Source organism: Nonomuraea sp. 10N515B, from assembly GCF_052245915.1.
GTDB lineage: Bacteria > Actinomycetota > Actinomycetes > Streptosporangiales > Streptosporangiaceae > Nonomuraea.
On sequence record NZ_JBQQBQ010000018.1, the window covers coordinates 51,054 to 63,738 of the forward strand.

General features: G+C 67.7%; 11 protein-coding genes and 1 tRNA gene. 4 read left to right on the forward strand and 8 right to left on the reverse strand.

Translation table 11 applies throughout. From position 1 onward, the window contains the following. Positions 1-8: 8 nt before the first annotated feature. Positions 9-91, reverse strand: a tRNA-Leu gene (locus ACTWQA_RS26610). Between the two features lie 109 nt (positions 92-200). Between ACTWQA_RS26610 and ACTWQA_RS26615 the strand changes: the two genes are divergently transcribed. Then, a complete protein-coding gene (locus tag ACTWQA_RS26615; RefSeq protein WP_305922050.1) occupies positions 201-785 on the forward strand; it encodes an ANTAR domain-containing response regulator in 585 nt (194 codons plus the stop codon). Between the two features lie 69 nt (positions 786-854). On the opposite strand, the gene ACTWQA_RS26620 is transcribed toward ACTWQA_RS26615, so the two are convergent. After that, positions 855-1,697 carry a hypothetical protein gene (locus ACTWQA_RS26620; protein WP_327583098.1) on the reverse strand — a complete coding sequence of 281 codons (843 nt, stop codon included), beginning with the start codon at positions 1,695-1,697 and terminating at the stop codon, positions 855-857. Between the two features lie 185 nt (positions 1,698-1,882). Here ACTWQA_RS26620 and ACTWQA_RS26625 point away from each other — a divergent pair, with 185 nt between their 5' ends. Next, positions 1,883-3,181, forward strand: coding sequence for an ABC transporter substrate-binding protein (locus ACTWQA_RS26625; protein WP_443161806.1), 1,299 nt, complete (start codon positions 1,883-1,885; stop codon positions 3,179-3,181). A gap of 51 nt (positions 3,182-3,232) precedes the next feature. Here ACTWQA_RS26625 and ACTWQA_RS26630 read toward each other — a convergent pair whose 3' ends face one another. From ACTWQA_RS26630 to ACTWQA_RS26655, 6 genes are all read right to left on the reverse strand, one after another. Then, positions 3,233-3,649, reverse strand: a complete 417-nt coding sequence (locus ACTWQA_RS26630; RefSeq protein ID WP_443161807.1) for a hypothetical protein — start codon at positions 3,647-3,649, stop codon at positions 3,233-3,235. A 62-nt stretch (positions 3,650-3,711) separates the two neighbouring features. Further along, complete coding sequence (locus ACTWQA_RS26635) at positions 3,712-4,506, reverse strand: ABC transporter ATP-binding protein (RefSeq protein ID WP_371825905.1); 795 nt, start codon at positions 4,504-4,506, stop codon at positions 3,712-3,714. Then, on the reverse strand, positions 4,503-5,426 hold the full coding sequence (locus ACTWQA_RS26640; RefSeq protein ID WP_443161808.1) for an ABC transporter ATP-binding protein: 924 nt from the start codon (positions 5,424-5,426) through the stop codon (positions 4,503-4,505). The genes ACTWQA_RS26635 and ACTWQA_RS26640 overlap by 4 nt, the downstream gene beginning before the upstream one ends. Positions 5,427-5,430: 4 nt before the next feature. Then, the gene (locus ACTWQA_RS26645) at positions 5,431-6,429 is read right to left on the reverse strand and encodes a branched-chain amino acid ABC transporter permease (RefSeq protein WP_327583094.1); all 999 of its coding nucleotides are present in this window, start codon (positions 6,427-6,429) and stop codon (positions 5,431-5,433) included. A 16-nt stretch (positions 6,430-6,445) separates the two neighbouring features. Next, entirely contained in the window at positions 6,446-7,735 is a 1,290-nt protein-coding gene (locus ACTWQA_RS26650) for a branched-chain amino acid ABC transporter permease (protein ID WP_305922056.1), read from the reverse strand. Between the two features lie 476 nt (positions 7,736-8,211). Continuing rightward, a complete protein-coding gene (locus tag ACTWQA_RS26655) occupies positions 8,212-8,583 on the reverse strand; it encodes a PaaI family thioesterase (protein WP_443161899.1) in 372 nt (123 codons plus the stop codon). Positions 8,584-8,687: 104 nt separating this feature from the next. On the opposite strand from ACTWQA_RS26655, the gene polA reads away from it, so the two are divergent. After that, a complete protein-coding gene (polA, locus tag ACTWQA_RS26660) occupies positions 8,688-11,378 on the forward strand; it encodes a DNA polymerase I (RefSeq protein WP_443161809.1) in 2,691 nt (896 codons plus the stop codon). A 134-nt stretch (positions 11,379-11,512) separates the two neighbouring features. Further along, complete coding sequence (locus ACTWQA_RS26665; protein WP_443161810.1) at positions 11,513-12,607, forward strand: polysaccharide deacetylase family protein; 1,095 nt, start codon at positions 11,513-11,515, stop codon at positions 12,605-12,607. Positions 12,608-12,685 lie beyond the last annotated feature (78 nt).

The window sequence follows — 12,685 nt, forward strand, 5'->3', positions numbered from 1 at the left end:
CGCTACGGTGCCGGAAGCGGGATTCGAACCCGCACGCCCTTTCGAGCAGACGCTTTTGAGGCGTCCATGTCTGCCATTCCATCATTCCGGCTCAAAAATCCGGACTTGTCCGGATCGTTGGCACACCCCACCGCCAATGTTGATCAGCTGCAGGGCGCCAGCGTGGCTCCAATGTACCGGACGTCGGTACTCTTCTGCTCGTGAGTACGCAGCGGCGAGTAGTGATCGCGGAAGACGAGGCCTTGATCCGCCTCGACCTCAAGGAGATGCTCCAGGAGGACGGCTACGTCGTCGTGGGCGAGGCCGGGGACGGTGAGCAGGCGATCCGGCTGGCCGCCGAGCTGAGGCCCGACCTCGTCATCCTGGACGTCAAGATGCCGGTGCTCGATGGCATCTCAGCGGCGGAGCGGATCGTGGCGGAGCGGATCGCCCCGTGCCTGATCCTGACCGCTTTTTCCCAGCGTGACCTGGTGGAACGGGCGCGGGACGCGGGGGCGATGGCCTATCTGGTGAAGCCGTTCACGAAGGCGGATCTGGTGCCGGCCATCGAGATGGCGGTCAGCAGGCACGAGGAGATGGTCGCGCTGGCGGCCGAGGTGTCGAGCCTGTCGGAGCGGCTGGAGACGAGGAAGCTGGTGGAGCGGGCCAAGGGCCAGCTGATGACGCAGCACGGCTGGACGGAGCCGCAGGCGTTCCGGTGGATTCAGAAGGCGTCCATGGACCGGCGGTTGAGCATGCGTGAGGTTGCCCAGATCGTTATAGACGACGCGGCCGAGCGCAGCTGAGCGGGGTCGTCGCGGCCGCGATCCGCTCCTACCGGGTGCCGGCTGCGGTTCTCCGAGGCCGGCCGACGGTCAGCCCTCCAGGCCGCACACCTTGGCCGCCCACTTGATGAGGCGATCCTGCTCCGGCTTGGGCGGCGTCACGATGACCACGCGTTCCTGGCCTCCGTCGACGCTGGCCCGCACGGGGAACAGGAAGGCCTTCTTGGCCTCGGCGAAGGCGTGTGCGTCGCAGCGGCCCGGGGTGAGCGTGATCGGCACCTCCAGTCGCTGCGCGCCGGCCTCGAGCGTCCCGAGCGGCCGCCGTTCGGGCGTGACGATGTAGTGGGTGGTGCCGCCTATGTCGTTCAGTGTCATGTTGCCAGGGGTGCGGCGAGTGATCACCAGCGTGCCCAGCATGGCTTTGCCCGACTGCTTCCATTCCGGGCCGAACTCGATGCCGGCCACCTGCCTGATCAGGTATTCGGAGCATTCGTCGCGCAGCAGTCTGGCCAGCAGCGGGTCGGGGTGGGGGACGTTGAAGACCACCTTGTGCGGCTGTCCTGAGCCTGTGCTGAGGTGGGCCACGACCGTGGCCGGGCGCACCTCGGGCAGGCCCTGAGGCAGGCAGTTGCCGGCGCCGTAGGGGATGCGCAGGTCCGTACGCTCCGTCCGCTTGATGATGGCGTCGGTTTTTTGTGCGGGGAGCGTTTTGAACGAGGGCGTGACTAGTTGGAGGTCGGCGAAAAACACTGGCGTGTTCGTCGTATTGCGGACGGCTACGTGGAGCGCGTGCAACGGTTCGTCGGAGCGCCACTGCACCAGTGAGACGGACACGCCGGCGGGCGGTGTGGCGGGAGGCGGCGAGGGTGGCTCGGACGTGGAGCAACCGGCGGCGAGCATGGCGACGGCAAAAGCCCGGGTAAAACGCTTCACTCGATGCACTTTAAGCGTCCTTCCCCAGGTCCGTAAGTTGAGGACTGATTACGACTCCGCATCCAAGTGCCGACAGTTCCTCCTAGGATCTGGCTGGAGCACGCGACATTTTGTACGTTTCCGTTATTCGATCGGGAACGCTCAGCGGTGCTGAGGGATCCCGAACTGATTGAAGGAGACACTTCATGATCCGCATTGCTCCCGTGGGGCGGGCGCTGGCTGTCGTGGCTGCCACCAGCCTCGCCCTGACAGCCTGCGGCGGTGGCGGCGGCGACACCGCCACGCAGACTTCGCCAAGTTCTGCGGCCCCCGCCTCATCGGCACCCGCGGCGAAGGGTGACGGCACTCTTACCCTCGGCACGCTGCTGCCCCAGACCGGTTCGCTCGCCTTCCTCGGCCCGCCCGAGTTCGCCGGGGTCGACCTGGCGCTCAAGGAGATCAACGAGGCCGGGGGCGTGCTCGGCAAGCCGGTCGCCAAGTTCGACACGGACTCTGGCGACACGACCACGAACATCGCCTCGCAGTCGGTCGACAAGCTGCTGGCGCAGAAGGCCGACGCCATCATCGGCGCCGCGTCCTCGTCGGTGTCGCTGTCGGTGATCGACAAGATCACGGGCGCGGGCGTGGTGCACTTCTCGCCGGCCAACACCTCCGACGAGCTGACCACGGTCGCGGACAAGAACCTGTTCTTCCGCACGTCGCCGCCGGACAAGCTGCAGGGCCGCGTGCTGGGTGACCTCATCGTGGCCGACGGCAACGACACGGTCGGCATCATGGCGATGCAGGACTCCTACGGCACGGGCCTGGCCGACCAGGTGCAGAAGACCGTCACCGACGGCGGCGCCGAAGTGGTCGAGCGCGTGGACTACGACCCGAAGGCCGCCGACTTCTCGGCCGACGTGGCCAAGCTCAAGGCGAAGAACCCCAAGGGCATCGTCCTGATCGGGTTCGAGGAGACCGCCAAGGTGGTGCAGGAGCTGGTCAAGCAGGGCCTGCCGGCCGACAAGCACAAGTGGTACATGGTTGACGGCAACACCTCCAACACCAACTACCTCAAGATGCCTAAGGGCACCCTTGAGGGCGTCAAGGGCACCATCCCCGGTGCCGCGGCTCCGGAGGACTTCCAGACGAAGCTCCGCGAGGTGAACCCCAAGCTCGAGGACTTCAGCTACGCCCCCGAGTCCTACGACGCGGCGAACCTGATCGCCCTGGCCGCCGAGGCCGCCAAGAGCGACGCGGGCGTCGACATCGCGGCCAAGCTGGCGGAGGTCAGCAAGGGCGGCGACAAGTGCAAGAGCTTCAAGGAGTGCGTCGACCTGCTGAAGGCCGGTAAGGACTTCGACTACGACGGCGTGAGCGGCCCGGTCGAGTTCAACGACGCCGGTGACCCGGCCGTCGCCACCATCGGCATCTACCAGTACGGCGCGGACAACAAGTACGCCACCAAGGCGCTCGAGTACCGCACCGGCAACATCGCCGGCTAGTACACGCCAGCAGCAAGCAACAGGGCCCGGCCGCCACGGCCGGGCCCTTCGCTATTCGCAGCCCGCCACGATCCGGTCGGCGGCCGCCCGGTACCGCTTCAGCAGTGCCACCTGCCGCTCACGTGGCACGTCGTTCCTGGACAGCCCCGCGGTCGTCGTCTTGACGGTCTCCACGGCCCCGCTGAGCGAGCCGGGCAACCGGTCGCCGAACTGCAGCGTGATGCCGCGGGCCTCCGCCAGGCGGCCGATCAGGGCGTCCTCGAAGTGTTGCCGGTCCTCCTGGCCCCTCGGCTCCAGCATGAGGCCGGCGTACCCGATGGCGGAGACGACGCGGGCGCAGGGGCTGTCGGCGGGGTCTCCGCCGGTGCTGTACTGCTGCGCCCCTGTCTGATTCCGGGGGGACTCGTCGTCCTGGCAGCCGACGAGCAGGACGGGCAACATGAGCGCGACTGCCGCTAAACGTTTCACAGCGCTCATTAAAAAACGGCGAAGGGGCCCCTGGGGAGCCCCTTCGCCGTATTGATCGGGATTTATGCCTTGGCCAGCGTGCCGAGGTACAGCTCGATGACCTTGGGGTCATTGGCGAGCTGCCGCCCGGTGCCGGTGTAGGCGTTGCGGCCCTGATCGAGGACGTAGCCGCGGTGGCAGATCTGCAGGCAGCGGCGTGCGTTCTGCTCCACCATGATCACCGTGACGCCCGCCTTGTTGATCTGCTGGGCCTGGAGGAACACCAGGTCCTGCAGCTTGGGGGACAGACCGGCGGACGGCTCGTCGAGCAGCAGCACCGACGGCTCGGTCATGAGTGCCCTGGCCATCGCGACCATCTGCCGCTCACCGCCGGACAGGGAGCCGGCGCGCTGCTTGCGCCGCTCCTTGAGCGCGGGGAACAGCTCGGCGACGAACTCGAAGCGCTCCTTGAACTTCGCGGGCACCTGGAAGGCGCCCATCTCGAGGTTCTCCTCGATGGTGAGGCTGGGGAAGACGTTGTTGTTCTGGGGGACGTAGCCGACGCCGCGCGAGACCAGCGAGTGCGCCTTCATGTTCGTGATGTTCTCACCCTTGAGCAGCACCGTGCCGCTGCGGATGTTGACCAGCCCGAACATGGCCTTGAGCAGCGTCGACTTCCCGGCGCCGTTGGGGCCGATGATGCCGATCAGCTCGCCGTCTTTGACGTAGAGGTCGGAGCCGTTGAGGATGTTGACGCCCGGCAGGTAGCCGGCGATCAGCTCGTCGCATCGCAGCACGGCGTTCTCAGCGCCCTCCAGGTGGGCGCTGCGGTCGGTGACGGCCGCCTTCGACTGGGCGGCAGGCTCTGCGGCGTTCACTTCTGCGTCTCCTCTTCGATCTCGGCCTCCAGCGCCGCCTCAGCCTCGTGCAGCTGAGCCTCGAGCTCGGTGTCCGACAGGGGCGCGTCGTGGTGCGCCCCCAGGTAGGCGTCGATCACACGTTCGTCGGACATGATCGTCGACGGCGGGCCCTCAGCGATGACCGCACCCTGCGCCATGACGACCACCCAGTCGCTGATGTCGCGGACCATGTCCATGTCGTGCTCGACGAACAGCACCGTCATGCCCTGCTCACGCAGGTCCTTGACGTGGCCGAGCAGCGACTGGGTCAGCGCCGGGTTGACGCCGGCCATGGGCTCGTCGAGCATGACCAGCTCGGGCTGCACCATGAGCGCGCGGGCCATCTCCAGCAGCTTGCGCTGGCCGCCGGACAGCGATCCGGCGAAGTCGTCTCGCTTGGCGTCGAGCTTGAACCGGGCCAGCAGTTCTTCGGCCCGCTCCGTGATCTCGTCCTCCTGCCCGCGCCAGAAGCTCGGCACGAGGGCTCGCCAGAAGGTCTCGCCCTTCTGCTGCTGGGCGCCCAGGCGCATGTTCTCCAGCACCGTCAGCCTGGACAGCGCCTTGGTGAGCTGGAAGGTGCGCACCATGCCCGAGCGGGCCACCTTGTGCGCGGGCACGCCGCTCATGGAGCGCCCGTTGAACGTCCACGAGCCGGAGTCGGCCGTGTCGAAGCCGGTGAGCTGGTTGAAAAACGTGGTCTTGCCCGCCCCGTTGGGCCCGATCAGCGCGGTGATGGAGCCGCGCTGGATCTCGACGTGGTCCACCTCGACGGCGGTCAGGCCGCCGAACCGGCGCACCACGTTGTCCACCACCAGGATCGGATCCGGCTTGGGCACTCCGGGCTCGCGGGCCAGGTCCTTGAAGACGGCCAGCGCGGCGGCCTTGCGGTCGGTGGTCATGGCTTCAGCGTGCATCGATTGCTATCTCCCTCTTGTCACCGAAGATGCCCTGTGGCCGGAAGACGAGCAACAGGATGAGGCCGAGACCGACGAAGATGTACCGGAACGCACCGACCTGACTGGTGTCCATGAAGGTGATGTACCCGGCGCTGACCGCCTCGGTCAGGATGCCGTAGACCAGGACGAGCAGCACCCAGAACATCATCGACCCGACGATGGGGCCGAGGACGCGGGCGGCGCCGCCCAGGATGACCATCGTGTAGAGGAAGAACGTGGTCTCGGTGCCGAAGATGTCCGGCTGGACCGAGCCGAAGGCCAGGCCGTACACGAAGCCGCCGAGACAGCCGACGACGCCGCCCAGGATGAGCGACTGCATCTTGTACGAGAAGACGTTCTTGCCGAGGCTGCGCACGGCGTCCTCGTCCTCGCGGATGGCCTTGAGCACGCGGCCCCATGGGCTCTTCATCAGCAGGTAGACGATGCCACAGCACAGGGCGATCAGCACCCAGCCGACGAGGATCACCCACAGCTGCCAGTGGGGGAAGAAGATCGGCACCGGGCCGAGGTTGAAGCCGTAGTCCCCTTCGGGGAAGGGGTTCAGCGCGTAGAACCCGTCGGAGAAGCCGCGCCGTCCGTCGGAGCCGCCGAAGACGCTCTTGAACTGCACCGAGCGGAAGACGAGCCGGATGATCTCGGCCACCGCGATGGTGACGATGGCCAGGTAGTCGGCGCGCAGATGCAGCGTCGGTATGCCCATGATGATCGCCAGGAGCACCGCGGCCGCGATGCCGATGGCGATGCCGATCCAGAAGGGCAGGCCCAGGACGGTGACGGTGACGGCGAGCCCGTAGCCGGCCACGCCCATGAACGCGGCCTGGCCGAAGTTGAGCAGGCCGGTGTAGCCGAAGTGGATGTTGATGCCGATGGCGGCGAGTCCGTAGAGCACCGTCTCCACGCCGATGGCGGCCTTGATGGTGGTGCTGAAGATCGTGATCCAGTCCATTCTGATCCTCCCCCGATCAGCCGATCCGCTCGCGGCGGCCCAGGATGCCCTGCGGCCGGACGAGGAGCACGATGATGAGCACTGCCAGCGCGCCGACGCTCTTGAGCTCCGGCGGTACCCACAGCGTGGAGACCTGGATGAACAGGCCCACCACGAGCGAGCCGACCAGGGCGCCGAAAGCGGTGCCGAGGCCGCCGAGCGTCACGCCGGCGAAGATGAGCAGCAGGATGTCCTGGCCCATCGTGTACTTCAGGTTCTGCGAGAGCCCGAGCATGATGCCGGCCAGCGCGGCGATGGCGGCGCCCACGGTCCAGATGATCCTGATCACCCGGTCGACGTTGATGCCGGACGAGGCCGCGAGCGCGGGGTTGTCGGCTACGGCGCGAGCCGCCTTGCCGGTTCGGGTGCGCATCAGCGCGAAGCCGACGACGACCAGGACGGCCAACTCGATGCCCATGGCGTAGAAGTTCTTCGGGGCGGCCGAGATCGGCCCGACCTCGATGCCCGGCTGCGCGGTGTACTGCGCGTAGGCCTCGGTCTGGCCCCCGAAGAAGATCAGGAACGCGTAGCGCATGAAGAGCGCCACGCCGATCGAGATGATCATCATGGCGATGGTGCCGGTGCCGCGCCTGCGCAGCTGGCCCCAGAACAGGCGGTCCTGGCCGTATCCGAGCCCCCCGGCCACCACGACCGCGATCAACGCGGCGGGTATCAGATGAAGCCCGAAGCCCACGTTGAACGCGTAGGCGAGGAGCGCGCCGAGCGTGACCAGCTCGCCGTGGGCGAAGTTGGTCAGGCCGGTCGTGCCGTAGATGAGCGACAGACCGAGCGCGGCCAGGGCGATGATGAGGCCGAGGTTGAGTCCCTCGAAGGTCAGCTGTGCGGCCTGCGTCCAGAACGTGCTGCCGCCGGTGTCGTCCTGCGGCTGCTGGCCCGGGGCCGTCTTGGGCTGGAGGGCGAACAGGACCGTGGAGCAGTTGCCCTCATAGACGGTCGGCGTGCGGACGTTGCTGCCGCCGCGCACCTCGGCGTTCTGCGGAAGGGTGCTCGGATCCAGGGTGACCTTGTACTTGCCCGGGTCCTCTAGCTGAACGTCCCAAGTGCCTTGAGCGTTGGTGGTGACCTCCTTGACGGGTTGTCCGCCCTCGGTGGCCACCGAGATTTTGGCGCCGTTCACTGGCTGGCCTTGGAGTTTGAGTGTTCCCCTCAGTCCCTGGCAGTCGGCGGGACCCGCGTGGGCGGGTCCGGCCAGCAGGAAGACGAGTCCACCCAGGAAGGCCGTGAACGCGATCACGGCTCTGCGCAATGGTGCTCCCTCAAAGTTAGGTCAAGGCGGGGTTGTGCCCCTCCATCTCGACACGCGCGCATCGCAGGCACAACTGGGATGCAATGGCGGGAGCCTAATCCGGTGACGCCCGGTTCAGTACCGTTCGTCACCAATTAGTGACAACTGTGTGTCACTCATGTGAGGAAACAACACGCCAGGTCAGGGGCTACATCGGGGGAGACGCCTGGCGCTTCGCAGAGACAGATCAGTAACGATTTTACGAAAACATGGACGAGCCCACGGGGTGGCCTTTGGGGCCGTGTAGGGCGGAACATCCCGCTTGCGCGGAGCCAACACATGATCCACTGGGTCTCCGCGCGGGCTCACGGGAGCATCCCCGCGGGCGCGGGCCGATACACGTTATCTACTGGGCCTCCCCGCAGGCTCGCCCGTCCGGACAACCGTAGCGACCCACGGGGGCGCAGCGCAAAGGATCCACTGAAGTGACCGCGGGGTCAGCGGTCGCGCAGCATGCAGGTGAGGCGGGAGGTGCAGACGCGTCGCCCCTGCTCATCGGTGATTTCGATGTCGTATGTCGCCAGCGTGCGGCCGCCGTGCAACCTGGTCGCGACGCCCGTGACGTACCCCGAGGAGGCCGCGCGGTGGTGGGTGGCGTTGATCTCGATGCCCAGCGCGAGGCGGTCGGGACCGGCGTGGATGGCCGCGGCCACCGAGCCCAGCGTCTCGGCGAGCACTGCCGAGGCGCCGCCGTGCAGCAGCCCGTACGGCTGCGTGTTGCCCTCCACCGGCATCCGGCCCACGACCCGCTCAGGCCCGGCTTCGAGGAACTCGATCCCCATGCGGTGGGCCAGCGTGCCGTCGTGCATGTCGCTCAGCACAAGGAGATCCTGGGGGTTGGTCTGCGTCAAAGGGACGTCTCCACTCTTCCGAGCTCAGGTTTTCTGTCGCAGTCGCAGACTAGGCTGCGGGTGTGCCGAAGAGTGAAGTGACCCCCAACCGCCCATGCCTGTTGCTGCTCGACGGGCATTCGCTGGCCTACCGCGCCTTTTTCGCGCTCAAGGACGCCAACCTCATGACCACCGACGGTCAGCACACCGAGGCGGTCTACGGGTTCACCTCGATGTTGACCAACGTCCTGCGCGACGAGCAGCCGACCCATGTGGCGGTCGCCTTCGACAGGTCGGAGCCGACCTTCCGCCATGAGGAATACTCCGACTACAAGGCCAACAGGAGCGAGACGCCCGAGGACTTCCGCGGGCAGATGCAGCTCATCTTCGAGCTGCTCGACACGCTGCGCATCCCGCGCCTGTCCAAGGCCGGGTTCGAAGCCGACGACCTCATCGCCACGCTCGCCACCCGCGCCTCCGCGCAGGGGATGAGCGTCCTCATCGTCACCGGCGACCGTGACGCGCTGCAGCTCGTCGACGACAAAGTCACCGTCCTGATGACCCGGCGCGGCATCAGCGACATGACGAGGTTCACGCCCGAGGCGGTCGAGGAGAAATACGGCCTGACCCCGGCGCAATATCCGGACTTCGCGGCCCTGCGCGGCGACCCCAGTGACAACCTGCTGAGCATCCCCAGCGTGGGGGAGAAGACCGCGGCCAAGTGGGTGCGCGAGTTCGGCTCGCTGACCGCCCTCGTCGACCGGGTCGACGAGGTCAAGGGCAAGGTCGGCGACAAGCTGCGCGAGCACGTCGCCCAGGTGCTGATGAACCGGCGGCTCACCGAGCTGCTGCGCGACGTCCCGCTGGAGGCCGAGCTCGAGGACCTCCAGCAGGGCACCTGGGAGCGCGAGGAGATCAACAAGCTGTTCGACAGCCTGCAGATCCGCGGCGAGTTGCGGGAGCGCGTGTTCAAGGTGCTCGGCACCGGCGAGCAGGAGCCCGACCAGGGGTTCGAGGTCGAGACCGTGCTGCTCGGCCCCGACCGGGTGGCCGGCTGGCTGGCCGCGCTGCCCGAGGGCCGCGCCGGGCTCGCCGTCAAGGGCGTCTACGGCAGCGGCACCGGGCGCATCGACGCCATCGCCATCGCCTCGCCCACCGGCACCGCCGCCCACATCGACCCCGTCAAGCTCACCGAGGCCGACGAGGCCGCCCTGCGGGCTTGGCTGGCCGACGAGACCAAGCCCAAGGCCGTCCACGACGCCAAGGGACCCATCCTGGCCCTGTGGGCGCAGGGCATGGAGCTGCGCGGCCTCGGCTGCGACACCGCCCTGGCCGCCTATCTGGCGATGCCGGGGCAGCGCACGTTCGCGCTGGAGGACCTGGCCCGCCGCTACCTCAACCGCGACCTGCGGGCCGAGGAGGAGTCCCACGGGCAGGCGGCACTGTTCGGCGACGACGAGGACGCCCCCGCCAAGGACCTCGCGCTGCGCGCCCACGCCGTGCGGGAGCTGGCCGAGGCCCTGGAGCGCTTCCTCGCCGGGCGCGGCGGCACCCACCTGCTCGGCGAGGTGGAGCTGCCGCTGCTGAGCGTGCTGGCCGAGATGGAGCGCGCGGGCATCGCGGTCGACAGCGAATACTTCGCCGGCCTGGAGGCCGAGTTCGGCGCCGCGGTCAAACACGCGGTGGAGGAGGCGCACCGCGCCGTCGGCGAGCAGTTCAACCTGGGCTCGCCCAAGCAGCTGCAGGAGATCCTCTTCGTCAAGCTCAACCTGCCCAAGACCAAGAAGATCAAGACCGGCTACAGCACCGACGCCGACCAGCTCGCCTGGCTCGCCACCCAGACCGACCACGAGCTGCCCACGATCATGCTGCGCCACCGCGACCAGCAGAAGCTGCGCACCACGGTGGAAGGGTTGATCAAGGAGGTCGGCGACGACGGGCGTATCCACACGACGTTCAACCAGATCATCGCCGCCACCGGCCGGCTCTCCTCGGAGAAGCCCAACCTGCAGAACATCCCGATCCGCACCGCCGAGGGCCGCCGCATCCGGCAGGGCTTCGTGGTCGGCGAGGGCTACGAGACGCTGCTGACGGCCGACTACAGCCAGATCGAGCTGCGGATCATGGCCCACCTGTCGGGCGACGAGTCGCTGATCGCCGCCTTCGAGTCCGGGCACGACTTCCACCAGGCCACTGCGGCCCGCGTGTTCGACCTGCCGCCCGAGCAGATCGACGGCGACCTGCGGGCCCGCATCAAGGCCATGAACTACGGCCTGGCCTACGGGCTGTCCGACTTCGGGCTGTCCGCGCAGCTCAACATCCCGGTGGCCGAGGCGCGGGCGCTGAAGGAGGAATACTTCCAGGAGTTCGGCGGCGTACGCGACTTCCTGCACGCGATCGTGGCCCAGGCGCGCACCGACGGCTACACCGAGACGATCATGGGCCGCCGCCGCTACCTGCCCGACCTCACCAGCGACAACCGCCAGCGCCGCGAGATGGCCGAGCGGATGGCGCTCAACGCCCCCATCCAGGGCTCGGCGGCCGACATCATCAAGGTCGCCATGCTCCACGTGCACCAGGCGATCCGCGAGGAGAGGCTGGCCTCCAGGATGTTGCTCCAGGTTCACGACGAGCTCGTGTTCGAGGTGGCGCCAGGGGAGCTGGAGCAGCTCAAACAGCTCGTGTGCGACCAGATGAACGCCGCCTATCACCTGCGGGTGCCGCTGGAGGTCTCCGTGGGCGTCGGGCGCACGTGGGAGGACGCCGGGCACTGACCTCCGCGGGCGCTCACGAGGGCCGGCCCCGCGCGGACGGGCGCTGACCCTCCGCGCGGGCGCTCGCGGGTCCGGCCCCATGGGGATCTCCACTACCCTGGAGTGTCTTTTCCCCCGAGCGGCACGGGAGTTCTGTGCGGGTATCAGCGTCCCTCACGAGGATCATCGGCCTCGCGAACGTCGTCGTGGTCACCGTGGCGATCATCGGGCTGAGCCTCCTGCCGACCGGAGCCCGGCCGCACGCCAAGCCGCAGGCCGGCGCCAAGCCGCAGGACACCGTCCCGGCGCCCACCCTGACCCCGGTCGGCCAGCCGCCCGGGATCGTGGCCACGCCCGAGTTCGCCAGGCAGGTGGGCGCCAACGAGTTAGGGAAGGTGCCGGTCCTGATGTACCACCGGCTCCTCCGCAAGCGGATGGCCTCCCTTGACCGCACGCCCGACCAGCTCATGAAGGAGCTGGAGAAGCTGGCGAAGAGGGGTTATGTGCCGATCACCGCCGCGGAGTTCGCCGCCGGCGACATTCACGTGCCGGCGGGCAAGTTCCCGGTGGTGCTGACGTTCGACGACGGGCATCCCAGCCACTTCGCGCTGGACGTGAACGGCAACCCCGCTCCGGACACGGCCGTGGCCGTCATCCAGGACGTGGCCACCCGTTATCCGGGGTTCCGGCCGGTCGCCACGTTCTGGGTCAACAAGGAGCCGTTCGGGCTGCGCGACCACGCCTCTCAGGCGGCCGCCTTACGGTGGCTGACCGAGCACGGCTACGAGGTGGCCAACCACACCTGGGGCCACGCCAACCTGCGCGCGCTCAAGAGGAAGCGGGTCCGCGAGCAGATCGTCCGCCTCGAGCGGCTGTTCAAGAAGCTCGGCGCGCCGTCGTCCACGACCATAGCGCTCCCGTACGGGGCGTTACCCCGCGACAAGAAGGCGGCGCGGACCGGATCTTGGGATGGCAGCCGGTATGATTTCTCCGGCGTTTTCCTCGCCGGAGCCGAGCCGTCGCTTTCGCCCTACGCGAAAAATTTCGATCGAGGGGCGATCCAGCGGATCCAGAGCAACGGCAAGACAGGCGAGTGCCGCAAGTGGTGCTCGCAATACTGGCTGGACTGGCTGGACAAGCACCCTGGCGAGCGTTACGTCTCCGATGGAGACCCTGACCGGATCTCCATGCCGGAGGAACTTCAGGGTAATATCGTCGCCAAGCGAGGGCTCCAGGTCATCGTCTATTGACCTCTCCCCGGATTGACCCCGTGCCCCAGGTCTCATATGCTGATCGCTGCGCTGTGGGCTCGCGCGCGCCTCAGACGG

What these genes read in the sequence shown, in the direction of transcription:
- ACTWQA_RS26645 (WP_327583094.1), bottom strand. Translation starts at nt 6,429, where the DNA reads ATGGACTGGATCACGATCTTCAGCACCACCATCAAGGCCGCCATCGGC.
- ACTWQA_RS26655 (WP_443161899.1), bottom strand. Translation starts at nt 8,583, where the DNA reads ATGCACGACGGCACGCTGGCCCACCGCATGGGGATCGAGTTCCTCGAA.
- ACTWQA_RS26625 (WP_443161806.1), top strand. Translation starts at nt 1,883, where the DNA reads ATGATCCGCATTGCTCCCGTGGGGCGGGCGCTGGCTGTCGTGGCTGCC.
- ACTWQA_RS26640 (WP_443161808.1), bottom strand. Translation starts at nt 5,426, where the DNA reads ATGACCACCGACCGCAAGGCCGCCGCGCTGGCCGTCTTCAAGGACCTG.